Below are 23,162 nucleotides of genomic sequence, written 5' to 3'. Positions count from 1 at the left end.
ACTACTTGATGCGATTTTTTCTCTTTTCATCGCTTAAAAAACAACTTCAATACGCCAAATAGAAAGAATTATCATTACCAATTCAGCAAACGCATTGGTATAATGAATTGAATTAAAACATTAAATCAAAAATTATGATGATAAGAGACGCTTTTGACGCGCAAAAAAACAGCAAAAATTAAGCAAAAGTTAAAACGTGTATTTTTTTAATAATTATCTTACTAACGTAGAAATAACCCTCATGAGATACTGAATAAATTCAATGAGGTTAATCTTGTCGCTGAGTGACACTCAAGGCTATTGCGAGCAGATATTCAATCATTCGCTATAATAAGACGACTTAAGCTAAACTGATGGATTAATGGGATTAAAAAATTTAGTCCGAAAAGACATTGAGTAGTGTCTGTTTTATTGATAGAACTTTGTGTCCATAAAATGCAATTTTTTTGTACCTTTTTAGCCTTAAAACACAGGCTTTTCTTATTACTACCGCAGTAAAACGGGTTTAAGTGGGGTGCTATATGCCAACAATTATCATGGATTCATGCAGTTACACCAGATTAGGACTTACTGACTATCTGACTTCACAGGGTGTGAAAAAGCGTCATATCAACACTGCTGCCGGTATCGATTGCCTGGACGAAAAATGTACCAGGATTAAGCCTAACCTGGTTTTTTTGAACGAAGATTGCTTCATACATGAAGCCGATGCGACAGAAAGAATAAAACAGGTGATTTCTCAGCACCCTGACACATTATTCTTTATTTTCATGGCAATCACTAACGTACATTTCGACGATTATTTATACGTACGTAAAAACGTTATCATCTCGTCAAAATCCATCAAACCAGAAACAATGAGCCGGTTACTCAACCACTATCTTGAGAAAAAAGTCAGCCGCCCTGAAAAAAACTCGCTTGACCAGACGCCGGTGACGCTCAGCCAAACCGAATCCAATATGCTACGCATGTGGATGTCCGGCCAGGGAACCATTCAGATCTCCGATCAGATGCAGATCAAAGCGAAAACGGTCTCTTCTCATAAGGGAAACATCAAGAGAAAGATCAAAACGCACAACAAGCAGATTATTTATCATGTTGTTCGTTTAACCGACACATTGACCAATGGCATATTCGTTAACAATCGTTAACACAGGCAATAGCCACGACTTTATCAGGGACACCTCTGTAAGGCCGTGTAGACGCTCTACTGGAGGCTTTCTCCACCAAAACTGAAATACCTGTTCGCACTGGCACGCTCTATCGCGACGGGTATTCTCGTTTGATAATTAACTCTGATATCACGCAGCAATATTAGCCACTAGAAAAAGCCAGACACAGCAAGGTGAGGTTTACTCGTTTTCTGCTGAACGCAGTTCAACAAAAGTGCCATCGCGGCTGTCAATCTCATTGAAGAACCATATACCGGCAGGATAGTCTTCCAATGCCACCAGATACATCGTTCCTTCATTAAACACTTCTACTGTTAGAACAACCCCTTCACGACGTGCACCACCGTCGGTTTTCACCGTCACCAGATCGTTAACTTTCATGGTTTACCTCATCATCTATCATGGCTGCAAATCATACCGCTGCGCTACATCGCCCTGATTACAGCAGGTGCAGGCGGTGTTTTCAGTACCGTTAAAGCTTAGCAGAGCACGGCAACGCGGTTTTATTCGCTCCACAGTGCTACGGGCTTTTGCCTTGTGGCCAAACTACAGATACAAAAAAACCCGCCAAGGCGGGTTTTTGATCAGCAAGGAGCCGATTAGATAGCGGTAACGTTAGCCGCTGACGGACCTTTAGCACCGTTCTCGATAGAGAACTGTACGTTCTGGCCTTCAGCCAGGGTCTTGAAACCTTGATCCTGAATTGCAGAGAAGTGTACGAATACATCTTTGCTGCCGTCTGCAGGAGTAATGAAACCAAAACCTTTAGATTCGTTGAACCACTTCACTTGACCTTTGATCATGTTAGACATGTCTAATTCCTTCAATATTAAATTTAAGCCGCCATGGGCATGTTATAGCCGGTCATCAGTTACTTATGGAGGCACTAGAAAGGAAATTCGTCAGAGAAGAGCTATCAAGGATAACGCTTTAAATTTGAACTACTTTACTCAAAATGTCGTGCATAAATAGGTCTGTACCACAGGCCGGGAATCATTAACTCATGCCCGGCGTTGAATAGCAACTCTTTTTGCCTAAGGAGGGCAGAAACGAGATCAAACGCACAGTATTCAACACTTTCAGACGAAATTATCAGCATTATCTAGCTGGCGTTATCGGTATTGAGCTCAATGACATACTGCATAATCACTTCAATTTTAGCGTAGCGCCGCTCACCATAGCATGAAGCACGTTCTTTCCCCAACGTGCGCCAGTCTACAGTTTGGCTCTCTGTCATTCTTTCATCACAAAAACGTCACAATACCCCCATAAGATAATCAGCGATTACCCGCTCTCGGTTAATACCAAGGATTTCGCTTATGACCATGGTTAAAGCTGTAAATCATCAGGAAGCAGAAACGCTGATCCGTTCAGGAACCGCAAAAAAAATCGAGCTGGCCTATGACATCGACAGTGACGATTTCTTCCAACTCGCCAGCTTGTGGTGTGATAAAGGCGCTAAAATCTCCAAAGGGAAAGAACACTTTATCGTCTCATTGAAAGGTTTTCGCATTCCGCCGAACGATTAATGCCATGCCGTCCCTTGCGGCGGCTCTGTTCTTCTTTCTGCCACACCGCCCCATTTCCTTAATGACAACGCTGTTATTTCTATAAGATGAACCGCAGGTGTCTCACTGAATCGGACATGTTCCCGATTTACCCGCTAAGGAAAACAGTATGTCAGCCAATGCACAACTCCCTAATATCATGAAAGTTATCGAAATCAGCCAGCCTGGTGAGCCCGAGGTACTGAAACTCGCAGAACGCCCCATCCCTGCGCTGGCGCCGGGCGAAATACTGGTAAAGGTTGCCGCTTCCGGGGTTAACCGCCCAGATGTCATGCAGCGCCGTGGGCAGTATGCGCCACCACCGGGGGCTTCGGATATTCCGGGGTTGGAGATCGCAGGAGAAGTGGTTGCGGTGGGCGTTGGCGTGCAACGCTATGCACCAGGCGATCGGGTTTGTGCGCTAATCGCCGGTGGCGGCTACGCGCAATATTGCCCGGTACATGAAAGCAACGCGTTGCCTGTACCGAAAGGCTTCAGCATGGTCGAGGCCGCCGCCATTCCAGAAACCTTCTTCACCGTTTGGGTGAACGTATTTCAGCGCGGCCATCTGCAAGCCGGGGAAACGGTACTGATTCATGGTGGAACTTCCGGTATCGGCACAGTAGCCACCATGCTGGCGAAAGCGTTCTGCGCCCGCGTTATTACCACCGTGGGCTCAGAAGAGAAACGCCTGGCTAGCCTGGCGCTGGGGGCCGACGTGGCCATTAACTACCACAGCGAAGATTTTGTCGAACAGACCAAACGTGCCACCAATGGTAAAGGCGCGGATGTGATTGTCGATCTGATCGCCGGTGACTACGTGGCAAAAAATTATCAGGTTGCCGCCATGGATGGCCGTATCGTGCAGATCGGGACACAGCACGGCGTGGCCAAAGAGCTGAACCTGATGCCATTGCTACTCAAGCGCCTCACCCACACCGGCTCTACGCTGCGGGCGCGCAGCGTGGAAGACAAAGCGCAGATCGCCGCAGAGTTGGAGCTGAAAGTGTGGCCGCTATTGGAACGCGGCACGCTGAAACCGCAGATCTTCAAGACATTCCCACTGGAACAGGCAGCGCAGGCCCATACGCTGATGGAATCCAGCGCCCATATTGGCAAGATTGTCTTAACGCACTAACGGGCGCTCCGCAATTTTCCGTCTGTGAAAAAAAGAACAGGGCCGCCATAGCGACCCTGTTAACTGTTAAGCGAGCTCCGATCAGCTTCTGACTTTTCTGTAGATAACCAGCACCACCAAAGCACCGACTACCGCAACAACAAAGCTGCCCAGGTTGAAGCCATCGACTTGGCCCATACCGAAGAAGGTACTGATATAGCCGCCGACAACCGCACCTACAATCCCCAGGATGACGGTCATGATAAAACCGCCGCCATCTTTGCCTGGCATAATCCACTTAGCCAGAACACCGGCGATTAAACCAAAAATGATCCAGGAAATGATGCCCATTTTTACTCTCCCGATTTATTTTCTGACTAAAAGAAAACCAACGACCAAGCCAACAGCAGCACCGACACCACCCCATGGTTATCTTTCACTCTGTTCCCCGGTAAATACCACCTCCAAGCGGCCTATAAAGCGGGGGCTATCTGCAATAATTCGTATCTGCATGTTATTACTATAGTAAAAAATCAGCCGTTCACCCATTCACCAGCAACAGATTTTAGTTGTACGAAATTCGTGCTAATGTCATTTTGCTGTCATTTTTATCTGCTATAACAAACTATACTTGGTCTATGCGCAACAAACTCCATGATGAGGATCGCGCCATGAGCAACACATCTTTCATGCTGTTTCTGGTTTTGGTCTATGCACTGGCCGCAGTGTGGGATGGTTCAGCCACATTGCTGTTTATGTGACCATATTCAGATGTAACCTTTGTTCCCGGTGAACTTTCGCCGAGCTTTTTTACGCCTCTGATTTTTCACGGTATGTCATGATAAACCTGCCGGGAACATGCAACGGCCCCAGAAAGGGCCGTGCATTAGTTCAGACCGGGAAATCCCCTTCCTGCCGCGCCACCAGTGTCAAAATGCTGTATAGCGCCACCGCCTGTTGATGCTGATTGAACACCTGCACATCCCACACCACCACGCCATGCGGGCGGTCTTCCATAGTTTTTTGTGGTTTACGGATTTTCTTCTTGCAGGTTAACCGCACCTGAATGGTGTCACCTATTTTCACCGGTTCGATAAAACGCAGGTTTTCCATGCCGTAGTTGGCAATGACTGGCCCGACGCCGGGATCGACAAACAACCCAGCCGCCGCCGATACCACAAAATAGCCATGCGCTACCCGCTCGCCAAACAACGATTCCGCCGCACCGATCTTATCCATATGCGCATAGAAGTGATCGCCACTCAGGCAGGCAAAATTGACGATGTCAGCCTCGGTAATAGTACGGCGCGCGGTCAGCAGACTTTCGCCAATCTGCAACTGTTCGAAGTATTTACGGAACGGATGCACCTGTTCTTCAACCACCTTGGCACCGCGCACCCATTCACGACCAATCGCTGCCAGCATCGCTGGGCTGCCCTGGATCGCCGTGCGTTGCATATAGTGTTTTACCGCGCGTAAACCGCCTAACTCCTCGCCACCGCCGGCCCGCCCTGGGCCACCGTGTACCAACAGCGGCAGCGGTGAACCATGGCCGGTAGATTCGGCAGCAGCATGGCGATCCAGCACCAGCATGCGGCCATGGGCGCATGCCGTGGCGCGGATAACGCGCGTCGCTAGCGCTTCATCGGCGGTAATCAGGGAACCGGCCAGGCTGCCTTGCCCCAATAGCGCCAATTCAATAGCCTGCTGAGTACTCTGATAAGGCATCAGCGTCGCCACCGGGCCAAACGCCTCGGTGCCATGCACCGCCTGATGACTAAAGGGATCGGCGCAATACAGCAATGTGATCGGGTAAAACGCCCCTTCCTGCGCACGCTCACCGGCGATCGCCAGCTTATCTAACGCCGCACCACACAAAGCCTCACAGCCGTTTTGCAGCAGGAAGGCCACCTTTTGCTGCACATCGTCACGCTGCTCCTGGTTGACCAGCGCCCCCATGCGCACCTGCTCCAGTTGCGGATCGCCAATCTGCACGCCCGCCAAACGCTGCAATAGCGCCTGTTGCACCTCAGCGATACGCGCTGCGGGAACGATAATGCGCCGGATAGCCGTACACTTCTGCCCGGCTTTGCTGGTCATCTCGCGGCAAACTTCTTTGATAAACAGCGCAAACTCCGGCATATCTGGCGTGACATCCTCCCCCAGCACACAGCAGTTGAGCGAGTCGGCCTCCATGGTGAATGCGATGGATTTTTCCAGCAAGCGCGGGTGAGAACGCAGCTTTTGCCCGGTTTGTGCCGAACCGGTAAAAGTCACCGCATCCTGGTAATCGAGATGATCGAACATATTGCCAACGCCGCCGCAAATCAGCTGTAACGCACCTTCTGGTACTAGCCCGCTGTCGATAATCAGCTTCACTATCGCCTGGGTCAGCTGCGCCGTCGCGGTGGCGGGTTTGATGATCGCTGGCATGCCTGCCAGCCAAGTAGGGGCCAATTTTTCCAGCATTCCCCAGCAGGGGAAGTTAAACGCATTGATATGCAGCGCTACGCCGGGGCGCGAGGTCAGCACGTGCCGCGCGGCAAACTGCGCCTGTTTGGAAAGTGGGATCAGTTCATCTTCCGGCCACAATGTGTCATCCGGTAATTCTCGCCCGGCCAATCCCGCATAGGAGAACAGCGTCGCGATCCCCCCTTCAATATCGACCCAACTATCGTTACGCGTGGCACCGGTCTGATAGGAAATGTCATACAGCGCCTCTTTGTGCGCTAGCAGGTGCTTGGCTACCGCCTTCATCATCTGCGCACGCTGCTGGAAAGTCATTTGTGCCAGCGCCTTGCCCCCCTTCAACCGCGCATAATCCAGGCTGGCCGCCAACGGCAGCCCGTCGGAGCACACCTGATACAGCGGTTCACCGGTAACAGCATGGTGGATCTCGCGGGGTTTTCCCTGGCCGTACACCCACTCGCCAGAGAGATAACTGTATAGCTGCTGCATTGGCTCCTCCAAAATTCATAAATAGACACCATAAAGCTTAATTACGTATCACATATTTTTCACTCTTCGCCAAGTTAAAATTTAACAAAAATTAAACACCACCAAGCGAAACCGTCCCTTTCACGTCAAAATGCCGTAACAACTGAATTTAAATATTATTTAAAAACAACATATTAATAAAAACCCCTGTGATGAGCATCGCAAAAACATACCTATGCCATTTGATCTTATTGTTATCAACTTGTAACTTCATGGTTATGGTAAATGATTCACATTTTTATTATTAAGTTGAAAAATACGAATCACCAAGAGGCAAGCATGATAATCGAAGCACAACACCAACAGCATTTTGACGACAAGATTGCCGCAGATACCTCCATTGAAGCCAAAGACTGGATGCCAGATGCCTATCGCCAGAACCTGATCCGGCAAATCGGCCAGCACGCCCATTCCGAGGTGGTCGGTATGCTGCCGGAAGCCAACTGGCTGACCCGCGCGCCCACTCTGCGCCGCAAAGCGGTTTTATTGGCGAAGGTGCAGGATGAGGCCGGGCATGGCCTTTACCTGTACAGCGCGGCCGAAACCCTCGGCTGCTCGCGCCAGGATATCTACCAAAAAATGCTCGCTGGGCAGATGAAATACTCCTCCATCTTTAACTACCCGACGCTGAACTGGGCAGACATTGGCGTGATTGGCTGGCTGGTCGACGGGGCTGCCATCGTCAACCAGGTCGCTCTGTGCCGCGCGTCTTACGGCCCCTATGCCAGAGCGATGGTGAAAATCTGCAAAGAAGAGAGTTTCCACCAGCGCCAAGGCTACGAAGCCGTGATGGCGATGGCACAAGGCAGCGCTGAACAAAAAGCCATGCTGCAAGATGCCATCAACCGCTTCTGGTGGCCGGTGCTGATGATGTTTGGCCCGAGCGATGCCGACTCCCCCCACAGTACGCAGAGCATGGCCTGGAAGATCAAACGCCACAGCAACGACGAGCTGCGGCAGAAATTTATCGATAACACCGTGCCGCAATTAGAGGCTCTGGGGATGACTGCGCCAGATCCCGATCTCGCCTGGGACGAAGCCACGGGCCATTACCGCTGCGGCGAGATCGACTGGAACGAACTGTACGACGTCATCAAAGGCCGCGGGCAGTGTAACCACGAACGCTTACAGGCCAAACGCCGTGCCTGGGATGAAGGCAGTTGGGTACGGGATGGCGCGATGGCCCATGCCGTTAAACGTGCGGCAAACGCTGCTTAACCGAGGAGAGAGAAATGACTCACGCTGAATGGCCGCTGTACGAAGTGTTTATCCGCAGCAAACAGGGTTTGGCGCATCGGCACGTAGGCAGCCTGCATGCCGCAGACGATCAGATGGCGTTGGAAAACGCCCGTGATGCCTACACCCGCCGCAATGAAGGCTGCTCGATCTGGGTGGTGCAGTCCTGCCACTTAGTGGCCTCACAGCCGGAAGATCGCGAGGCGTTCTTCGATCCGTCCGACGACAAGATTTACCGTCATCCGACGTTTTACACCATCCCCGACGGCATCAAGAACATGTAGAGGCAGGCAATGAAAACGATGACCGATGCCAAAATTACCTATGTCCTGCGCCAGGGCGACACACCGCTGATCCTGGCTCAACGCCTGTGCGGCTGGTGTGGCCATGCGCCAGAGTTGGAAATCGATCTGGCGCTGGCCAATATCGGCCTGGATCTGTTGGGGCAGGCGCGCAACTTTTTGAGCTATGCGGCAGAATTGGCCGGGCCAGGCTACAGTGAAGATCGCCTGGCGTTTGGCCGTGACGAGCGCGAATTCCGTAACCTGCTGCTGGCCGAGCAACCCAACGGCGGTTTCAATGACACCCTGGTGCGCCAGTTCCTGTTGGACGCCTACCACGTGCTATTACACCGTGAATTAAGCCACAGCAAAGATAGCCAACTGGCCGCCATCGCCGCCAAATCATTGAAAGAAGCCGACTACCACCTGCGCTTCAGCCGTGGCTGGATGATCCGCTTGGGCGATGGTAATGAAATCAGCCATCAGAAAATCCAACAGTCGTTAAACGATCTGTGGCGCTTCACCGCCGAGCTGTTTCACGCCGATGAGATTGAGCTTGAACTGGCCGAGTTGGGCATTGCCGTCGATCCGCGCCAGTTGCAGGCACCGTGGCAAGAGATAGTCAACAGCACCTTGCAGCAGGCCACGCTGGCGCTGCCCAGCGAGCACGCCTTTCGCCACGGCGGCAAGCAGGGGCAACACAGCGAGCATCTCGGTCTGATGCTGGCAGAAATGCAGTTCCTGCAACGCGCTTACCCGAACTGTCACTGGTAGAGGCAAATATGCATATCACCCGGCTACAGCCCGCAGAAATTCCGCAGATTTGGCATTGCTTGCAGCAGATTAGCGATCCCGAGCTGCCGGTGCTGTCGATTACCGATCTCGGTATGGTGCGCAATGTAGAACGTGACGGTAAAGGTTGGCGCATCACCTTTACTCCCACCTATTCCGGCTGCCCGGCTACCGAATTTTTGCTCAATGCTATTGAACAGACGCTGACCGCCGCCGGTTTCAGCCCGGTACAGGTGGATATCAGCCTCAGCCCGGCCTGGACCACCGACTGGATGAATGCCGATGCGCGCCTGCGGCTGCGGGAATACGGCGTTGCACCGCCACAGGGGCAAAGCTGTGAAAAACCGCTGGTTTACGGCCCGGTGCAATGCCCGCGCTGTGGTAGCGGTTCGACAGAAAAAATCAGTGAGTTCGGCTCCACCGCCTGCAAAGCGCTGTATCGCTGCTGCACATGCCGGGAACCGTTCGACTACTTCAAATGTATTTAGGAGCAACCATGACGGTCTTTCATCGCCTGAATGTCGCAGCCATCGAACGCGAAACGCCGGATGCCGTGGCCATCACGCTGCGCGTGCCGGACGAATTAAAGTCTCACTATTGCTATAAACCCGGTCAACACCTGACGCTGAAAGCCAAGGTTAACGGCGAAGAGCTGCGCCGCTGCTATTCCATCTGTAGCGCCCCGCAGGAAGGCCTATTGCAGATTGGGGTGAAAGCCATTCATCAGGGGCGTTTCTCTTCTTTTATCAACCAAACGCTGCAAGTAGGCGACGAACTGGACGTGATGGTGCCACAAGGCCGTTTCGGTTATCAGCCACAGCCCCAAACCCAGGGTCACTATCTGGCGATCGCCGCCGGTTCAGGCATTACCCCGATGCTGTCGATCATCAAAGCCACGCTGCAACAGGAACCGCGCAGCCATTTCACGCTGATCTACGGCAACCGCACCAGCCGCTCGGTGATGTTCAAAGAAGCGCTGGCAGATCTGAAAAACCGCTATCCGCAACGCTTTCAGCCTTTGTACCTGTTCAGCCAGGAAAGCCTCGACAGCCCACTGCTGAGCGGCCGTATCGATCGCGAACACCTGACCGCCATCGGTAAAACGCTGCTGGATTTCAACGATTTCGACCATGCCTTTATCTGTGGCCCAGAAATGATGATGGACGAGGCACATACGGTGCTGGAACTGGCCGGTATGCCTGCCGAACGCATTCATAGCGAACGCTTCAACACCAGTGGCATCGTTGCCCGCCCGGCCAACAGCGGCAATCGCAATGCCACCCAGGTGGAGATCCAGCTTGATGGTCGCCGCCTGAAGATCGAAGTCGGCACCGAAGATGACAGCATTCTTGATGCCGCACTGCGCCAAGGGGCCGATCTGCCCTACGCCTGCAAGGGCGGCGTCTGCGCCACCTGCAAATGCAAACTGAAAGCCGGTGCCGTGGATATGGCGATCAACTACAGCCTGGAGCCGGATCAGTTGGCGGCAGGCTACGTCTTGAGTTGCCAGTCCTGGCCACGCGGCGAAGGCGTGGTGCTGGACTTTGACGTTTAGGAGCTGCCATGGAAACCCCTTGGATTTTACGTGAGCAGCACCAGCGCGTGGTAACGCTGCGGCTGCATCGCCCCGAGGCCCGCAATGCCTTGAGCACACCTTGTCTGGAACAGCTGGTTTACCTGCTGGAACAGGCCGATGCCGACGCGGAAGTGGGTGCCGTGGTGATCACCGGTGCCGCGCGCTTCTTTGCTGCCGGTGCCGACCTGCGTGAACTGCAACAGCAGGACGCCGCCGCCGCCCAGCTCGATCGCCGTCCTGTGTTATGGCAGCGTTTAGCGCAATTCAGTAAACCGCTGCTGGCGGCAGTGAACGGCTATGCGCTCGGTGCCGGGTGTGAACTGGCGCTGGCCTGCGACATCGTGATCTGCGGCGAAAGCGCCCGTTTCGGCCTGCCGGAAATCACCCTTGGTCTGATCCCCGGTGCGGGCGGCACGCAACGGCTGATCCGCTGCGTGGGTAAATCCCGCGCCTATCAAATGGTGCTGACCGGCGAGGCGATCGACGCTCGCAGTGCGCAACAGGCCGGGCTGGTGAGCGAAGTCTGCGTCGATGCACTGACGTTGGAACGCACCCAGCAGATCGCCCAACGCATCAGCCAACAGGCACCGCTGGCCCTGCGTGCCGCGAAACAGGCACTGAAGCAGGCGCAGGAAATCGGCCTTAGCCAGGGCTTGCAGATGGAGCGCCAGCAGTTTGTCACGCTGGCCGCCACCGACGATCGCCGTGAAGGTATTGCTGCCTTCTTCGAAAAACGCACACCGCATTACAAAGGGCGCTGATTTATGGAAAACGCATTAATTCTCAGCCATATCGCAGACGGGGTGCTGACCATCACCCTGAACCGACCGGATCGGCTCAACAGTTTTAACGATGAGATGCACCACCAGCTCAGTGAAGCACTAACCCTGGCCGAACGTGACGACAGCGTGCGCTGCGTGCTGATCACCGGTGCCGGGCGCGGCTTCTGCGCCGGGCAAGATTTGAACGATCGCAACGTTAGCGTGGAACAGGCCGCGCCGGATCTTGGCCTGTCGGTGGAGCGTTTTTACAACCCGCTGATCCGCCGCCTGACCGCGCTACCGAAACCGGTGGTGTGTGCGGTCAATGGCGTGGCGGCCGGAGCGGGTGCGGCATTGGCGCTGGCCTGCGATATCGTGGTGGCGGCCGACAATGCCAGCTTTATCCAGTCCTTTTGCAAACTGGGGCTGGTACCGGATTCCGGCGGCAGTTGGTTCCTACCGCGTTTGGCTGGGCACGCGCGAGCTATGGGCATGGCGATGTTGGGCGACAAAATCAGCGCACAACAGGCGTTGGCCTGGGGCATGATCTGGCAGATGGTGCCCGCCGCAGAACTGGCCGAACACACCCAGAGCATGGCCAAACAGCTGGCAACACAGCCCACTTACGGCTTGGGGTTGATCAAGAAAGCACTCTACAGCTCGGCCAGCAACACGCTCGACCAGCAGTTGGATTTAGAGCGTGATTTGCAGCGCCTGGGGGGCCGCAGCGCCGACTATCGCGAAGGCGTCAGCGCCTTCTTCGCCAAACGCCCACCGAATTTCAGCGGAAAATAACCATGAATATCACGGGAATTTCAGTGGCGGTGATCGGTGCCGGCACCATGGGGATCGGCATTGCCCAGGTGGCCGCAGCGGCAGGGCATCAGGTCAAGCTGTTTGATATCGCCCTGCCCGCTGCCGCTCGCGCACTTGAGCTGCTCGGGCAGCGGTTACGCCAACGGGTTGAGGCGGGCAAAACCGATGCTCACAGCACAGAGGCTTTACTGGGCAATATCCAGTTGGCCAACTCATTGAACGAACTGGCAGACAGCGGTTTGGTGATAGAAGCGGTGGCGGAAAAATTGGCAATCAAACAGAGCCTGTTCCGCGATCTGGAAGCAGTGTGTTCTCCTACTGCGCTGTTTGCCAGCAACACCTCATCGCTGTCTATCACCGCCATCGCCAGCGCGTTACAACACCCAGAGCGTATGGCCGGGTTGCACTTCTTCAACCCAGCACCGCTGATGAAGCTGGTGGAGATCGTCAGCGGGCTGGAAACCAGCCCAACCACCTTAGCCACGCTGCAAACTTTGGCGCAGCTCTGGGGCAAACACAGCGTCCATTGCCGCTCCACGCCGGGCTTTATCGTCAACCGCGTCGCCCGGCCATTCTATGGTGAAACCCTGCGGGCGCTGGAAGAACAGGTTGCCGATCCGGCGACGCTAGATGCAGTGTTGCGTGACGCCGGGGGCTTTGCCATGGGGCCACTGCAACTGACGGATTTAATTGGCCAAGACGTTAACTACGCCGTCACCGAATCGATCTACCACGCGTTCTATCAGGACGGGCGCTTTACCCCTTCGCTGATGCAGCAGGAACGGGTAGCGGCCGGGCATTTAGGCCGCAAAAGCGGGCGCGGTTTTTATCGCTATGGCGGCGATCATGCAGCACCGCAGCCTACCTTTGCCGCAGTTGAAACGGGGGAATTGCCACAATCGATTACGCTGCACGGCGACTGGTCAGCCATGGCCGAGTTTGCCCAGTTATTAGCCGGAAATGCGGCTGCGATCAAACATCCTGGCCAGACCAGCCCGACAGCGCGCATCGATGATGTTACATTTATGTTAACTAACGGCAAGGCAGCCAGCCAAATCGCCGCAGAAATCGGAGCGCCCGTGGTGTTGTTCGACCTGTCCGTCAACTATCAGCACGCCCCGGTCATCGCTATCAGCAGCGCGGTGCAGAACAGCGCGCCGCAAACCGCCAAAGTGATCCGCCTGCTGCAATCGCTGGGTAAGCAGGTGATCCACTTGCCAGACTACCCAGGCCTGCTGGTGATGCGCACCGTTGCCATGCTAAGCAATGAGGCGCTCGACGTGGTGAATAAAGGCGTCGCCAGCGCTGCCGACACCGACAACGCCCTGCGCTTTGGCGTTAACTATCCACAGGGGCCACTGGCCTGGGGCGAAAAGCTCGGCTGGCCGCACATCCTCGCCACGCTGGAAAACCTGCAACGCTATTACGCCGAGCCACGTTATCGCCCCATGCCGCTGTTGCGCCGCTATGCTGCAAATTATTCAGGAGCCGAATGCTGATGAATGCCAATACTCCCCGCGCGCTGGCCCAACGCTGCGCTGAACAGATGTTTAAGCAAGATACCTGCGCACAGGCGATGGGTATGCAAGTGGACGCCGTGGATGCCGGTTTCGCCAAAGTCAGCATGATCGTCGGCCCACAGATGCTCAACGGCCATCAGACCTGCCACGGCGGCCAGCTTTTCAGCCTGGCGGATACCGCGTTTGCCTATGCCTGCAACAGCCAAGGGCTGGCAGCGGTGGCATCCGGTTGCACCATCGATTTTATCCGCCCGGCACTGGCTGGTGATCGCCTCACCGCCAGTGCAGAAGTGCGCCATCAGGGTAAAACCACCGGTTTATATGACGTCGAAATCGTCAACCAACTGGGGAAAACCGTCGCCTGGTTCCGTGGCCGCGCCCATCGCTTGGGCCACAGTATTTTAGGAGACCAACCATGAATCTGGCCTTTATCTGCGATGGCGCTGGCCGCGTCGTTTGAACTGGAACGGCGAACCGATCGCTACGCCCTGTGCACGATGTGCATCGGCGCTGACCAAGGCATCGCCATGATTATTGAACGTGTCTAATTTCTGAGGCTAAAAAGATGACCACAAATCCACGGCCACTCGACGCGATTGAATTTGCTTCCCGCGACGAAATAGAAACATTACAACTGGAACGCCTGCAATGGACCCTACACCATGCTTACAACAACGTGCCGATGTATCGGCGCAAGTTCGATCAGGCCGGTGTTCACCCTAACGATCTCAAACAACTGAGCGATCTAGCGCTGTTTCCCTACACTACCAAGCAGGATCTGCGCGATAACTATCCGTTCGATACCTTCGCTGTGCCAATGGAACAGGTGGTGCGTATTCATGCCTCTTCCGGCACTACCGGCCGACCCACGGTGGTGGGCTATACCCAGCGCGATATCGACAACTGGGCGGATATCGTTGCCCGTTGCCTGCGTTCTGCCGGAGCCACCGCCAAAGATAAAATCCACGTCGCTTACGGCTACGGCCTGTTCACCGGCGGGCTGGGAGCGCACTATGGCGCGGAACGGCTAGGGGCAACGGTGATCCCGATGTCCGGCGGTCAAACGGAAAAGCAGGTGCAGTTAATCCTGGATTTCAAACCTGACGTGATCATGGTCACTCCTTCTTATTGCCTGACGCTGATCGATGAACTGGAGCGCAAAATGGGCGGCGACGCACGCAACTGTTCGCTACGCCTGGGCGTGTTCGGGGCCGAGCCCTGGACTGAAGCCTTACGCCATGAGATCGAGTCACGCATGGGGATTAAAGCGCTGGATATTTACGGCCTCTCCGAAGTGATGGGGCCGGGCGTGGCAATGGAGTGCGCAGAAAGCGGCGGAGGCCCCACCATCTGGGAAGACCATTTCCTGCCGGAGATCATTAACCCGGACAATGGTATTGCGCTGCCGGATGGCGAACACGGCGAACTGGTTTTCACCACGCTGACCAAAGAAGCGCTACCGGTGATCCGCTATCGCACACGAGATCTCACCCGCTTGTTGCCCGGGGACGCCCGCAATATGCGCCGCATGGGCAAGATCACCGGCCGTTCCGACGATATGCTGATCATTCGCGGTGTGAACGTGTTCCCATCGCAGGTGGAAGAACAGATTATGCAGTTTGAACACCTGTCACCACATTACCAGTTGCAGGTGAGCCGCGCCGGGCATTTGGATACGCTGGCGGTGCGGGTGGAATTGAAAGAGTCGGCGCTCACGCTCAGCCACCAGCAGCGTTGCGATATCTGCCACCAACTGCGCCACCATATTAAATCGATTGTCGGCGTCAGCACCGACGTCAGCATTGCCAACTGCGGTGATATTCCGCGTTCTGAAGGCAAGGCCCAGCGGGTGATCGATCTGCGGCCGCGTTAGGTTTCCTCCCGCAGATCCCGCTCTTGGGGCTATCTCCTAATCAAGAGATAGCCCATTTCCCGACAGGCTTTAGATTATCTCTTTGTCGCTCACAATCACTTTTGATACCAAGCCATACTCGATGGCTTCTGCCACTGGCATCCAGAAATCACGGTCAATGTCGCTCAAAACTTTTTCCAGTTTCTGCCCGGTTTCCTTGGCGATTAAGGCCGCAATTCTTTCCCGTATGCGGATAATCTCTCTTGCCTGAATCGCCACATCGGTAGCCTGCCCGCCAATGCCACCGCTAGGCTGATGGATCAGAAAACGGGTGTTGGTCAGGCAGAAGCGACGCTCCTTGGGTACCGACAGGAACACGTTAACCGCAGCACTCCCCACCCAACCGCTGCCGATCATATTCACCGGAGCACCAATAAAGCGGATGACATCATGGATCACATCACCCGACTCCACATGGCCGCCGGGCGAACAAATCAGGAAATTGATCGGCGCAGAAGATTCGTCGGACAGTGCCACCAATTGCTTGACGACGTTGTGCGCTACCGTATCGTTAATTTGCCCAAACAGCAGGACAGTGCGTGATTTGAAGGCTTTCTCATCCAAAAAGGCATCGCGCTGAGGAGAACTGACTTCCGTTTTTTCTTCCATCTCATACCTCGATTGTTTTATGTCTCATCCACACCAGATTTGGGCGAACATGGCGAAGGTAACCATAGCAGAAATCGTCGCCATAAAATCGACAACATCACCATGCGCTATCCCGCATATTTACCCTCTCACCGTTTATGTTAAGGTTGTGTCTCAGTAAAGGCTAACCTATGGGAAAATATGGAACATAAACTGGATGAGTTTATCCGCCATGCTTTAGACGCACAGCCCATCAGTGGCACTTCGTTGATCATTTCATTATACGGCGATGCATTGAGCCATCGCGGTGGTGAGATCTGGCTCGGTAGCCTGAGTGCGCTGCTTGAAGCGCTGGGGTTCGGCGACCGCTTTGTGCGCACCTCGGTATTCCGCCTACAAAAAGAAGGCTGGTTGGACGTAGAAAAAATTGGCCGCCGCAGCTATTACCGCGTCACCGATCAGGGTATGCGCCAATTCCGCCATGCTGAATCTAAAATCTACCTCAGCGAGCAACCGGCTTGGGATGGTAAATGGGACCTGCTGCTGTTGGAAAACGCTGAAAAAACCGAGCGTGCGCGGCTGAAAAAAGAGCTGGGTTGGCTGGGTTTTGGCCAGATCGCCAACAACCTGATGGCCGCCCCGACTCATGCACAGACCGACGTGGCGGCGCTGTTAGGGGAACTTAATGCCAGCGAGCAGATGATCTATTTCCGCGCCGATTATCCCTATAACCGTTCTGAACAAACGCTACGGCAGATGGTGGCTAACTGCTGGTCGCTGAGCGAAGTGGCGGGTTATTACCATGAGTTTATCGTTTCTTTCCGCCCGTTAATGACGCTGCTGCGCGAGGCTGACGACAGCGTGCTGACGCCTAAGCGCTGTTTCCAGATCAAGCTATTATTAATTCACTTTTTCCGCCGCGTGGTGCTGAAAGATCCCCTACTGCCCGATGCCCTGTTGCCCGCCCAGTGGGAAGGGCAGATTGCACGCAATCTGTGCATCAACCTCTATCAGCGGGTGGATCGCGCGGCGACGGAATATGTCAACGCGTTGGCAGAAACCACCATCGGTGCCCTACCTGCCCCAGGTGCTGGATATTACCGGCGCTTTGGTGGTCTACCGCGCGATCGCGCTACATTTTGAGGAATTAATACTATGCCCGTGTATCAGATTGACGGCCTGACGCCGGTGGTAGACCCCAGCAGCTTTGTTCACCCCACGGCGGTGCTGATTGGCGACGTGATTATCGGTAAAAACGTCTATATCGGCCCAAATGCCAGCCTGCGCGGCGACTTTGGTCGCCTGGTGGTAGAAGACGGTGCCAACGTGCAGGACAACTGCGTGATGCACGGTTTCCCGCAGCAGGACACGGTGGTTGAGCAGGACGGACATATCGGCCACAGCGCCATCCTGCACGGCTGCCGAGTGCGCCGCAACGCGATGATCGGCATGAATGCGGTGATTATGGACGGTGCCGATATCGGTGAAAACACCATCGTTGGCGCAGGAGCCTTTGTGAAAGCGGCTGCGCAGATCGCCGCCAATAAACTGGTGATCGGCAGCCCGGCACGGGTTATCCGCGATCTGACCGAACAGGAGTTAGCGTGGAAACGCGTTGGTACCAGGCAGTATCAGGAACTGGTAGAACGCTGTAAAAACAGCCTGAAAGAAGTGGAACCGCTCAGCGCCGAAGAACCTGGCCGCCAGCGCCTGAGCTTCGGCGAAGCGATCATCCCTAAGAGCCAGTTGTAACCACCAAGCCGAAGGCCCTTCGGCCTCCGGCTCGGCGTTGGCTTACTCCATGCCCGGCGTCGGCACCTTGGCCGCAACGGCGGCCTGCGCTTGGCGGCTGTAGAAATAGACCGCCACCAGCAGCAAGGTGAAGGGAACACCAAACAACAGCGTCATTCTGAAGAAATCAGTAAACAGCGTAGTGATCATCAACGCAGCCATCAGAATCGCCCCCAACAGGGTGAAATAGGGGTAACCCCACATGCGGAACTTCAGCACCGTGTCCTTATGCTGGCGGCGGAAAAACAGATGAGTGACAAAAATCATCAGCCAGGTAAAACACGCGCCGTATACCGAGATCGACATCATCACCGCAAAAGATTTTTCCGGGTAGACAATACTCAACACGATGGAAACCACGATACCGACGCAGGATATCGCCAGCGCATTCACCGGGATCCCGCGTTGGCTGATCTTGCCCAGCCCCGCAGGTGCCTGCCCGGCACGCGACAGTGAGAACATCATCCGCGTAGTGATATACAGTTGGCTGTTCATCGCCGACAACGCGGCAACCAGCACGATAAAGTTAAAGATCCCGGCTGCGGCGGGTAAGTGGATCACATTCATCGCCACCAGGAACGGGCTTTCCCCGGTGCCAGACTCACGCCACGGCACAATCGCCAGCATCAGGGCGATCGACAACATGTAAAAAATAAACAGCCTGAGGATGGTGCCTTTAAAGGCTTTCTTGACCGCAACTACCGGGTTTTTGGCCTCCCCGGCGGCCACCGCGATCATCTCAATACTCAGATAGCTGAATATCGATACGATCACCGCAAACCACATGCCTTTCACCCCAAACGGGAAGAAGCCGCCGTTGGCGGTAAAATTACGGATGCCGAAGGTTGGGTTGGAGGAGAACACCAAAATGCCGATACCGATAGCGATAAACGCTGAAATGGCCACTACCTTGATGGTAGAAAGCGCATATTCCACCTGTCCGAACGATTTAACCCCCACTATGTTGATGATAATGACCGCAGCAGAGAACAGCAGCACCCACGGCCAGATCGGCGTACCGGGGAACCAGAACTGCATGTACATCCCGATGGCGGTCACCTCGGTGCCCACCGCCAATACCACGCAAGACCAATAGGAATAACGTACCAGAAAGCCAAACAGCGGGCTGAGATAAAACTCGGCGTAATCACCAAAGGAACCCGGCGTTGGGTGCTCAGAAGTCATCTCGGCCAGGCAGCCCATCAGCAGCAACGCAATTACGCCACCAATGAAATAACTCAGCAATACGCTCGGCCCGGCCATCTGGATCGCGTAAGCACTGCCCAGAAACAGGCCGGTACCGATTGCCCCACCGATGGCCAACATCGACATTTGCCCGGCGGTAAGTTGCTTTTTCAGCCCCCCTTGCCGCTGAGCGATCTCGTCAAAACGTTTTGAATCTTTCATGATTGCTCACCTCTTTCACGCCGGAAGGGTAACGTCCAGGATGGCGGCGGTCACATAATCCACGTTGTGCTGATTCAAACCGGGCAAACACATCCTGCCGGGCGCAACCAGATAAATGGAATATTGATGCCGTAACTGACTGAGTTGCTGCTCATTCAGGCCGGTGTAGCTGAACATGCCTTTTTGATCGCGGATGCGGCGATAATCCAATGTGGTGCCGCCCTGCTCCAACCCGGCAGCCAGGCTGACACGCATCTGCTTGATACGCTGGCGCATGCTCGCCAGTTCGCTCACCCACAGTTGGCGCAGGTGATCGTCGGCCAATAAGGTTTCCACAATCTGGCTGCCGTGCGTTGGCGGGCAGGAGTAACTGCGGCGGATCAGCGTCTTCAATGCGCCTTTCACGTTCGCTGCCGTTTGCGCCGAACCACAGCACACCGAAAGCCCGCCCAGCCGTTCCCCATACAGCGCCACGTTCTTGGAGAAAGAGTTGCTGACCAGGAAATCCAGATCGGTTTTCAGCGTCTCGCGCAGCGCGAAGCAGTCTTCATCCAGCCCGTCGCCAAACCCCTGATAGGCGATATCAAAGAACGGCAGCAGGCGGCGCTGTTGCAACACATCAATCACGGCTCGCCATTGCGCCTGGCTGAGATCGGTGCCGGTCGGGTTATGGCAGCAAGGATGTAACAGCACGATTGAGCCTTGCGGCAAGGCGGAAAGCGTGTCGAGCATCGCGTCAAAACGCAGCTCGCCGCTGACATCATCAAAGTACGGGTAGGTATTCACCTTGAGGCCCGCGCCTTCAAAGATGGCCCAATGGTTGGCCCAGGTCGGATCAGAAACCCAGATTTCGCGCTGTGACAGGTAGTGGCAAAGAAAATCTGCCCCCAGTCTTAACGCGCCCGAGCCCCCGACGGTTTGTACCGTCGCGATATGGCGAGAAGATGGAAGAGTCGACTCGCCAAACAGCAACGCTTGAACCTGGCGGGCGAACAACGCCGAACCCTCGATTGGTGGATAGGTATGCGGGCGCTGTTGTTCCAGCAAACGCTGTTCGGCAATATGCACCGCACGCATTAAGGGAATATTGCCCTGATGGTCGTAATACAGCCCGATACCCAGATTCACTTTTTGCGGATGTGGATCCTGCATATACGCTTCCATCAGCGACATAATAGGATCGGGTGCAGAAGGTTTAATATAATTAAACATACGATGTCCTTAATTCACTTTTAAATGAATTTGCAGGTGAATATTATTTTTGTGATATACCCAACGAGTTTCAAACAAGACTGCTTGAAAAATGCAGGGGGAAAACGATTAAGCGATTGCACTCACCGTTATTTCTATTTTCATGCCAGGAACAACCAGTTTTTCAACAATGACGGTTGAACGATTGGGGTACGGATAATTAAAGTAATTTTTATATATCTGGTCGAGTAACTTAACGTCATTAACATCGGTAAGATAAACAATAACCTGTAATACATTATCACTGTGGCTATTGGCTGCCCGCAGCGTTTGGGCCAGATTATCAAACGTCAGAGCGATCTGCTTTTCCGGGCTACCGGTTTCAATGGTGCCATCTGCATTCACCGGGCCGTGGGCGGTAAATAGCATCCCGCCCCCTTTGGTCGCCCAGGAAAAGGGCTGCCCAATCTCAGGCAGGCCAGTATCAATAATTTTGCGCATCGGGTGTTTCTCCTTGCTTAAGCAATTGGCGGCTCAGAGCTCCACCGGCAGCAAAAAGCGCATCCAGAACGTTAAAGTGGTTGGCTCCTGCCACCGCATGGCGGCTGACCGGCAGCCCTTTTTCTTTCAGTGCCGCGTAATAATAAAGTGACTGGCCAATCAGCTCTGGTAACTCTGCGGCTCCGTAGAACAGCACCATCGGCGTGAGCTGCTGAGGAATATTGCGCGCCGGGCTCAGGGCTGCAACTTGCTGTGCGGTCAGTTGTAATTGCTGGTTAACGTAAGTGTTCAACAAGGGTTCAAGTTCAAAAATACCGCTAATGGGGAAAACTGCCTGAATGCTTGGGTGATGTTGCCAATATGCAGCTAAATGCCCCCCGGCAGAATGGCCGCAGAGATAAATCGGCTTATTACCACGCTGTTTTTCACGTGCCTCAATAGCATCCAACGCGATACCAATTTGCTGACAAATATCATCCAGAGTAGCCACCGGTGCCAGCGTATATTCCACCAACACAACATCAAAACCTAATGACAATGGTGCCTCGGCAATAAAAGCAAAATCGTCTTTATTACAAAACTGCCAATAACCGCCATGCAGGAATATGACGACGCCTTTATGTTCCTCGGCGGAATATAGCCAATCAAAAACCTCCCGCGATGTATTGCCATAGGGGATATTACGCTCACCGCGTACCTGTTGATAAACCTGCTGACTGCGGGATTGAAAAGACGTCAGAATCGCATTTTCATCATCCACCACCGCACCATTATCGTAATCCCCTACGAGAAGTTTCATATATTAAACTGTGTTTATTATTTAAGATGTGCGTTAACTATTAGCAATCAGAAAAATTATTGTCAAGGCGGGTGCAACAGCAATGCGTGATCGCCGATATAAAATTAAAATTTCCGGCAATAAGTTTTACCAGTGAAACTTATTACCATTATTTTTCGTTTCATCCATGAAACAAGAAAATAAACTCTGATTAAAAATGCTGTGGTTGAAGTTGCGTTAATTGACTGAGGTGCTGGTAGGCATAATCCCAAAAGGTACGAACCTTCAACGGCATCCATTGCACGTTATTCGCCACCAATTGTACCGGCATCGGTGTCGGTTCGTATGCCGCCAGTAACCGCACCAGCGTGCCGGCCGCCAGATCGTCCGCTACCTGATAAGACAATAGCCGGGCAATTCCCTTACCTGCCCGCACCGCCAATAACTGTGTTTCGACTTCGTTTAACAGTAGCCGTGGCGTCAGCCGCACTCGTTCACTGTTTTCCCGTAGCCCAAAACGCCATTCACGCAGTGAAGTGTGCAAGGTGCCCACGATAGTGTCATGATCCGCCAACTCCGCAGGCACCTGGGGTTCTCCACGTTGTGCCAAATACGCCGGACTCGCCACCGTCACACGCGTTACTTCACCCAACTTGCGCGCAACTTTGCTGGAGTCTTGTAAATAACCAATGCGCACCGCCACATCCAACCCTTCATCCACCAAGTCCAGATTACGGTCGTTAAGCTGCATCTCGATCTGGATCTGCGGGTAACGATCAAGAAACGCCATCACAACCGGCGCAACATGCTTACGCCCGAACTGCACCGGAGCGGTGATACGTAGCAAACCGCTCAACTGAGCTTCTGCGGTACCGATCAGCGCATCCTGATAATCCTGCAACAATATGCGAGCACGCTCCACCAGCCTTAACCCCGCCTCGGTCGGTGCCAACCGCCGAGTCGTACGCTCCACCAATCGCGCCCCAAAGCGCTGCTCCAATGAAGCAATCGCCCTGGTGATCGCCGGTGCGGAACGGTGCAACTTGTGAGCCGCTCCGGCCAAACTGCCGTGCTGGATCACGGCCACAAAGATTGCCAACTCATCCAAACGGTCCATGAATTATTCCAATATGTGAAATTATCAATTTCCATCTTCCCGGATTCTCTTCAGGTAGCGCA

General features: G+C 53.9%; 26 protein-coding genes and 1 pseudogene. 16 read left to right on the top strand and 11 right to left on the bottom strand.

Annotated features, from left to right (window positions below; genetic code table 11):
• The first annotated feature begins 521 nt into the window (after positions 1-521).
• Positions 522-1,151 carry a transcriptional regulator RcsA gene (rcsA, locus tag AC2A1E_RS00300; RefSeq protein ID WP_484382047.1) on the top strand — a complete coding sequence of 210 codons (630 nt, stop codon included), beginning with the start codon at positions 522-524 and terminating at the stop codon, positions 1,149-1,151.
• 201 nt (positions 1,152-1,352) lie between these two features.
• Here the strand turns inward: rcsA and dsrB are convergent, their stop codons facing one another.
• From dsrB to AC2A1E_RS00285, 3 genes are all read right to left on the bottom strand, one after another.
• A complete protein-coding gene (gene dsrB, locus AC2A1E_RS00295; RefSeq protein WP_459399013.1) occupies positions 1,353-1,553 on the bottom strand; it encodes a protein DsrB in 201 nt (66 codons plus the stop codon).
• A gap of 218 nt (positions 1,554-1,771) precedes the next feature.
• Positions 1,772-1,984: a transcription antiterminator/RNA stability regulator CspE gene (gene cspE, locus AC2A1E_RS00290; RefSeq protein WP_004946278.1), complete on the bottom strand. Its 213-nt coding sequence runs from the start codon at positions 1,982-1,984 to the stop codon at positions 1,772-1,774.
• Positions 1,985-2,274: 290 nt separating this feature from the next.
• A complete protein-coding gene (locus AC2A1E_RS00285) occupies positions 2,275-2,409 on the bottom strand; it encodes a hypothetical protein (RefSeq protein ID WP_484382046.1) in 135 nt (44 codons plus the stop codon).
• Positions 2,410-2,491: 82 nt separating this feature from the next.
• Here AC2A1E_RS00285 and AC2A1E_RS00280 point away from each other — a divergent pair, with 82 nt between their 5' ends.
• Entirely contained in the window at positions 2,492-2,701 is a 210-nt protein-coding gene (locus tag AC2A1E_RS00280) for a hypothetical protein (RefSeq protein WP_459399014.1), read from the top strand.
• A 148-nt stretch (positions 2,702-2,849) separates the two neighbouring features.
• A complete protein-coding gene (locus tag AC2A1E_RS00275) occupies positions 2,850-3,857 on the top strand; it encodes an NAD(P)H-quinone oxidoreductase (RefSeq protein WP_484382045.1) in 1,008 nt (335 codons plus the stop codon).
• A gap of 81 nt (positions 3,858-3,938) precedes the next feature.
• On the opposite strand, the gene AC2A1E_RS00270 is transcribed toward AC2A1E_RS00275, so the two are convergent.
• A complete protein-coding gene (locus AC2A1E_RS00270; RefSeq protein WP_484382044.1) occupies positions 3,939-4,187 on the bottom strand; it encodes a GlsB/YeaQ/YmgE family stress response membrane protein in 249 nt (82 codons plus the stop codon).
• A gap of 540 nt (positions 4,188-4,727) precedes the next feature.
• Positions 4,728-6,794, bottom strand: coding sequence for a phenylacetic acid degradation bifunctional protein PaaZ (gene paaZ, locus AC2A1E_RS00265; RefSeq protein WP_484382043.1), 2,067 nt, complete (start codon positions 6,792-6,794; stop codon positions 4,728-4,730).
• Positions 6,795-7,112: 318 nt separating this feature from the next.
• Here paaZ and paaA point away from each other — a divergent pair, with 318 nt between their 5' ends.
• The 11 genes and pseudogenes from paaA (at position 7,113) to paaK (ending at position 15,688) form a co-directional block, all read left to right on the top strand.
• The gene (paaA, locus tag AC2A1E_RS00260; RefSeq protein ID WP_484382042.1) at positions 7,113-8,051 is read left to right on the top strand and encodes a 1,2-phenylacetyl-CoA epoxidase subunit PaaA; all 939 of its coding nucleotides are present in this window, start codon (positions 7,113-7,115) and stop codon (positions 8,049-8,051) included.
• A gap of 14 nt (positions 8,052-8,065) precedes the next feature.
• Positions 8,066-8,353, top strand: coding sequence for a 1,2-phenylacetyl-CoA epoxidase subunit PaaB (gene paaB, locus AC2A1E_RS00255; protein WP_076941368.1), 288 nt, complete (start codon positions 8,066-8,068; stop codon positions 8,351-8,353).
• Between the two features lie 9 nt (positions 8,354-8,362).
• Positions 8,363-9,124: a 1,2-phenylacetyl-CoA epoxidase subunit PaaC gene (gene paaC, locus AC2A1E_RS00250; protein ID WP_484382041.1), complete on the top strand. Its 762-nt coding sequence runs from the start codon at positions 8,363-8,365 to the stop codon at positions 9,122-9,124.
• An 8-nt stretch (positions 9,125-9,132) separates the two neighbouring features.
• The gene (gene paaD / locus AC2A1E_RS00245) at positions 9,133-9,630 is read left to right on the top strand and encodes a 1,2-phenylacetyl-CoA epoxidase subunit PaaD (RefSeq protein WP_484382040.1); all 498 of its coding nucleotides are present in this window, start codon (positions 9,133-9,135) and stop codon (positions 9,628-9,630) included.
• A gap of 8 nt (positions 9,631-9,638) precedes the next feature.
• Positions 9,639-10,697, top strand: a complete 1,059-nt coding sequence (gene paaE / locus AC2A1E_RS00240) for a 1,2-phenylacetyl-CoA epoxidase subunit PaaE (RefSeq protein ID WP_484382039.1) — start codon at positions 9,639-9,641, stop codon at positions 10,695-10,697.
• Positions 10,698-10,705: 8 nt separating this feature from the next.
• Entirely contained in the window at positions 10,706-11,479 is a 774-nt protein-coding gene (gene paaF, locus AC2A1E_RS00235; RefSeq protein ID WP_484382038.1) for a 2,3-dehydroadipyl-CoA hydratase PaaF, read from the top strand.
• Between the two features lie 3 nt (positions 11,480-11,482).
• The gene (gene paaG, locus AC2A1E_RS00230; protein ID WP_484382037.1) at positions 11,483-12,274 is read left to right on the top strand and encodes a 2-(1,2-epoxy-1,2-dihydrophenyl)acetyl-CoA isomerase PaaG; all 792 of its coding nucleotides are present in this window, start codon (positions 11,483-11,485) and stop codon (positions 12,272-12,274) included.
• 2 nt (positions 12,275-12,276) lie between these two features.
• The gene (locus tag AC2A1E_RS00225) at positions 12,277-13,794 is read left to right on the top strand and encodes a 3-hydroxyacyl-CoA dehydrogenase (RefSeq protein WP_484382036.1); all 1,518 of its coding nucleotides are present in this window, start codon (positions 12,277-12,279) and stop codon (positions 13,792-13,794) included.
• The gene (gene paaI / locus AC2A1E_RS00220) at positions 13,794-14,234 is read left to right on the top strand and encodes a hydroxyphenylacetyl-CoA thioesterase PaaI (RefSeq protein WP_484382035.1); all 441 of its coding nucleotides are present in this window, start codon (positions 13,794-13,796) and stop codon (positions 14,232-14,234) included. Before AC2A1E_RS00225 ends, paaI begins: the two co-directional genes overlap by 1 nt.
• Positions 14,235-14,252: 18 nt before the next feature.
• Positions 14,253-14,363: pseudogene (locus tag AC2A1E_RS00215) on the top strand (hypothetical protein); the annotation flags it as partial.
• A gap of 17 nt (positions 14,364-14,380) precedes the next feature.
• Positions 14,381-15,688: a phenylacetate--CoA ligase PaaK gene (gene paaK / locus AC2A1E_RS00210; protein WP_484382034.1), complete on the top strand. Its 1,308-nt coding sequence runs from the start codon at positions 14,381-14,383 to the stop codon at positions 15,686-15,688.
• Positions 15,689-15,757: 69 nt separating this feature from the next.
• On the opposite strand, the gene AC2A1E_RS00205 is transcribed toward paaK, so the two are convergent.
• Positions 15,758-16,357: an ATP-dependent Clp protease proteolytic subunit gene (locus tag AC2A1E_RS00205; protein ID WP_484382228.1), complete on the bottom strand. Its 600-nt coding sequence runs from the start codon at positions 16,355-16,357 to the stop codon at positions 15,758-15,760.
• A 159-nt stretch (positions 16,358-16,516) separates the two neighbouring features.
• Between AC2A1E_RS00205 and paaX the strand changes: the two genes are divergently transcribed.
• The gene (paaX, locus tag AC2A1E_RS00200; RefSeq protein ID WP_484382033.1) at positions 16,517-17,458 is read left to right on the top strand and encodes a phenylacetic acid degradation operon negative regulatory protein PaaX; all 942 of its coding nucleotides are present in this window, start codon (positions 16,517-16,519) and stop codon (positions 17,456-17,458) included.
• 12 nt (positions 17,459-17,470) lie between these two features.
• Entirely contained in the window at positions 17,471-18,067 is a 597-nt protein-coding gene (gene paaY, locus AC2A1E_RS00195; RefSeq protein WP_484382032.1) for a phenylacetic acid degradation protein PaaY, read from the top strand.
• Between the two features lie 42 nt (positions 18,068-18,109).
• Here the strand turns inward: paaY and AC2A1E_RS00190 are convergent, their stop codons facing one another.
• The 5 genes from AC2A1E_RS00190 to AC2A1E_RS00170 form a co-directional block, all read right to left on the bottom strand.
• Positions 18,110-19,513: an amino acid permease gene (locus tag AC2A1E_RS00190; protein WP_484382031.1), complete on the bottom strand. Its 1,404-nt coding sequence runs from the start codon at positions 19,511-19,513 to the stop codon at positions 18,110-18,112.
• Between the two features lie 15 nt (positions 19,514-19,528).
• Positions 19,529-20,725, bottom strand: a complete 1,197-nt coding sequence (locus tag AC2A1E_RS00185) for an amino acid aminotransferase (protein WP_484382030.1) — start codon at positions 20,723-20,725, stop codon at positions 19,529-19,531.
• A 108-nt stretch (positions 20,726-20,833) separates the two neighbouring features.
• Positions 20,834-21,205, bottom strand: coding sequence for a RidA family protein (locus AC2A1E_RS00180; protein ID WP_484382029.1), 372 nt, complete (start codon positions 21,203-21,205; stop codon positions 20,834-20,836).
• A complete protein-coding gene (locus AC2A1E_RS00175) occupies positions 21,189-22,004 on the bottom strand; it encodes an alpha/beta hydrolase (RefSeq protein WP_484382028.1) in 816 nt (271 codons plus the stop codon). Before AC2A1E_RS00175 ends, AC2A1E_RS00180 begins: the two co-directional genes overlap by 17 nt.
• A 190-nt stretch (positions 22,005-22,194) precedes the next feature.
• Positions 22,195-23,100 carry a LysR family transcriptional regulator gene (locus AC2A1E_RS00170; protein ID WP_484382027.1) on the bottom strand — a complete coding sequence of 302 codons (906 nt, stop codon included), beginning with the start codon at positions 23,098-23,100 and terminating at the stop codon, positions 22,195-22,197.
• Between the last annotated feature and the right edge of the window lie 62 nt (positions 23,101-23,162).

This window comes from Serratia sp. HNCC26DJ206 (assembly GCF_057180605.1).
Note: the sequence above shows the minus strand (reverse complement) of the source record. Positions and strands in the feature narration are given on the sequence as shown.

What these genes read in the sequence shown, in the direction of transcription:
- rcsA (WP_484382047.1), top strand. Translation starts at nt 522, where the DNA reads ATGCCAACAATTATCATGGATTCATGCAGTTACACCAGATTAGGACTT.
- dsrB (WP_459399013.1), bottom strand. Translation starts at nt 1,553, where the DNA reads ATGAAAGTTAACGATCTGGTGACGGTGAAAACCGACGGTGGTGCACGT.
- cspE (WP_004946278.1), bottom strand. Translation starts at nt 1,984, where the DNA reads ATGTCTAACATGATCAAAGGTCAAGTGAAGTGGTTCAACGAATCTAAA.
- AC2A1E_RS00285 (WP_484382046.1), bottom strand. Translation starts at nt 2,409, where the DNA reads ATGACAGAGAGCCAAACTGTAGACTGGCGCACGTTGGGGAAAGAACGT.
- AC2A1E_RS00280 (WP_459399014.1), top strand. Translation starts at nt 2,492, where the DNA reads ATGACCATGGTTAAAGCTGTAAATCATCAGGAAGCAGAAACGCTGATC.
- AC2A1E_RS00275 (WP_484382045.1), top strand. Translation starts at nt 2,850, where the DNA reads ATGTCAGCCAATGCACAACTCCCTAATATCATGAAAGTTATCGAAATC.
- AC2A1E_RS00270 (WP_484382044.1), bottom strand. Translation starts at nt 4,187, where the DNA reads ATGGGCATCATTTCCTGGATCATTTTTGGTTTAATCGCCGGTGTTCTG.
- paaZ (WP_484382043.1), bottom strand. Translation starts at nt 6,794, where the DNA reads ATGCAGCAGCTATACAGTTATCTCTCTGGCGAGTGGGTGTACGGCCAG.
- paaA (WP_484382042.1), top strand. Translation starts at nt 7,113, where the DNA reads ATGATAATCGAAGCACAACACCAACAGCATTTTGACGACAAGATTGCC.
- paaB (WP_076941368.1), top strand. Translation starts at nt 8,066, where the DNA reads ATGACTCACGCTGAATGGCCGCTGTACGAAGTGTTTATCCGCAGCAAA.
- paaC (WP_484382041.1), top strand. Translation starts at nt 8,363, where the DNA reads ATGAAAACGATGACCGATGCCAAAATTACCTATGTCCTGCGCCAGGGC.
- paaD (WP_484382040.1), top strand. Translation starts at nt 9,133, where the DNA reads ATGCATATCACCCGGCTACAGCCCGCAGAAATTCCGCAGATTTGGCAT.
- paaE (WP_484382039.1), top strand. Translation starts at nt 9,639, where the DNA reads ATGACGGTCTTTCATCGCCTGAATGTCGCAGCCATCGAACGCGAAACG.
- paaF (WP_484382038.1), top strand. Translation starts at nt 10,706, where the DNA reads ATGGAAACCCCTTGGATTTTACGTGAGCAGCACCAGCGCGTGGTAACG.
- paaG (WP_484382037.1), top strand. Translation starts at nt 11,483, where the DNA reads ATGGAAAACGCATTAATTCTCAGCCATATCGCAGACGGGGTGCTGACC.
- AC2A1E_RS00225 (WP_484382036.1), top strand. Translation starts at nt 12,277, where the DNA reads ATGAATATCACGGGAATTTCAGTGGCGGTGATCGGTGCCGGCACCATG.
- paaI (WP_484382035.1), top strand. Translation starts at nt 13,794, where the DNA reads ATGAATGCCAATACTCCCCGCGCGCTGGCCCAACGCTGCGCTGAACAG.
- paaK (WP_484382034.1), top strand. Translation starts at nt 14,381, where the DNA reads ATGACCACAAATCCACGGCCACTCGACGCGATTGAATTTGCTTCCCGC.
- paaX (WP_484382033.1), top strand. Translation starts at nt 16,517, where the DNA reads ATGGAACATAAACTGGATGAGTTTATCCGCCATGCTTTAGACGCACAG.
- paaY (WP_484382032.1), top strand. Translation starts at nt 17,471, where the DNA reads ATGCCCGTGTATCAGATTGACGGCCTGACGCCGGTGGTAGACCCCAGC.
- AC2A1E_RS00190 (WP_484382031.1), bottom strand. Translation starts at nt 19,513, where the DNA reads ATGAAAGATTCAAAACGTTTTGACGAGATCGCTCAGCGGCAAGGGGGG.
- AC2A1E_RS00185 (WP_484382030.1), bottom strand. Translation starts at nt 20,725, where the DNA reads ATGTTTAATTATATTAAACCTTCTGCACCCGATCCTATTATGTCGCTG.
- AC2A1E_RS00180 (WP_484382029.1), bottom strand. Translation starts at nt 21,205, where the DNA reads ATGCGCAAAATTATTGATACTGGCCTGCCTGAGATTGGGCAGCCCTTT.
- AC2A1E_RS00175 (WP_484382028.1), bottom strand. Translation starts at nt 22,004, where the DNA reads ATGAAACTTCTCGTAGGGGATTACGATAATGGTGCGGTGGTGGATGAT.
- AC2A1E_RS00170 (WP_484382027.1), bottom strand. Translation starts at nt 23,100, where the DNA reads ATGGACCGTTTGGATGAGTTGGCAATCTTTGTGGCCGTGATCCAGCAC.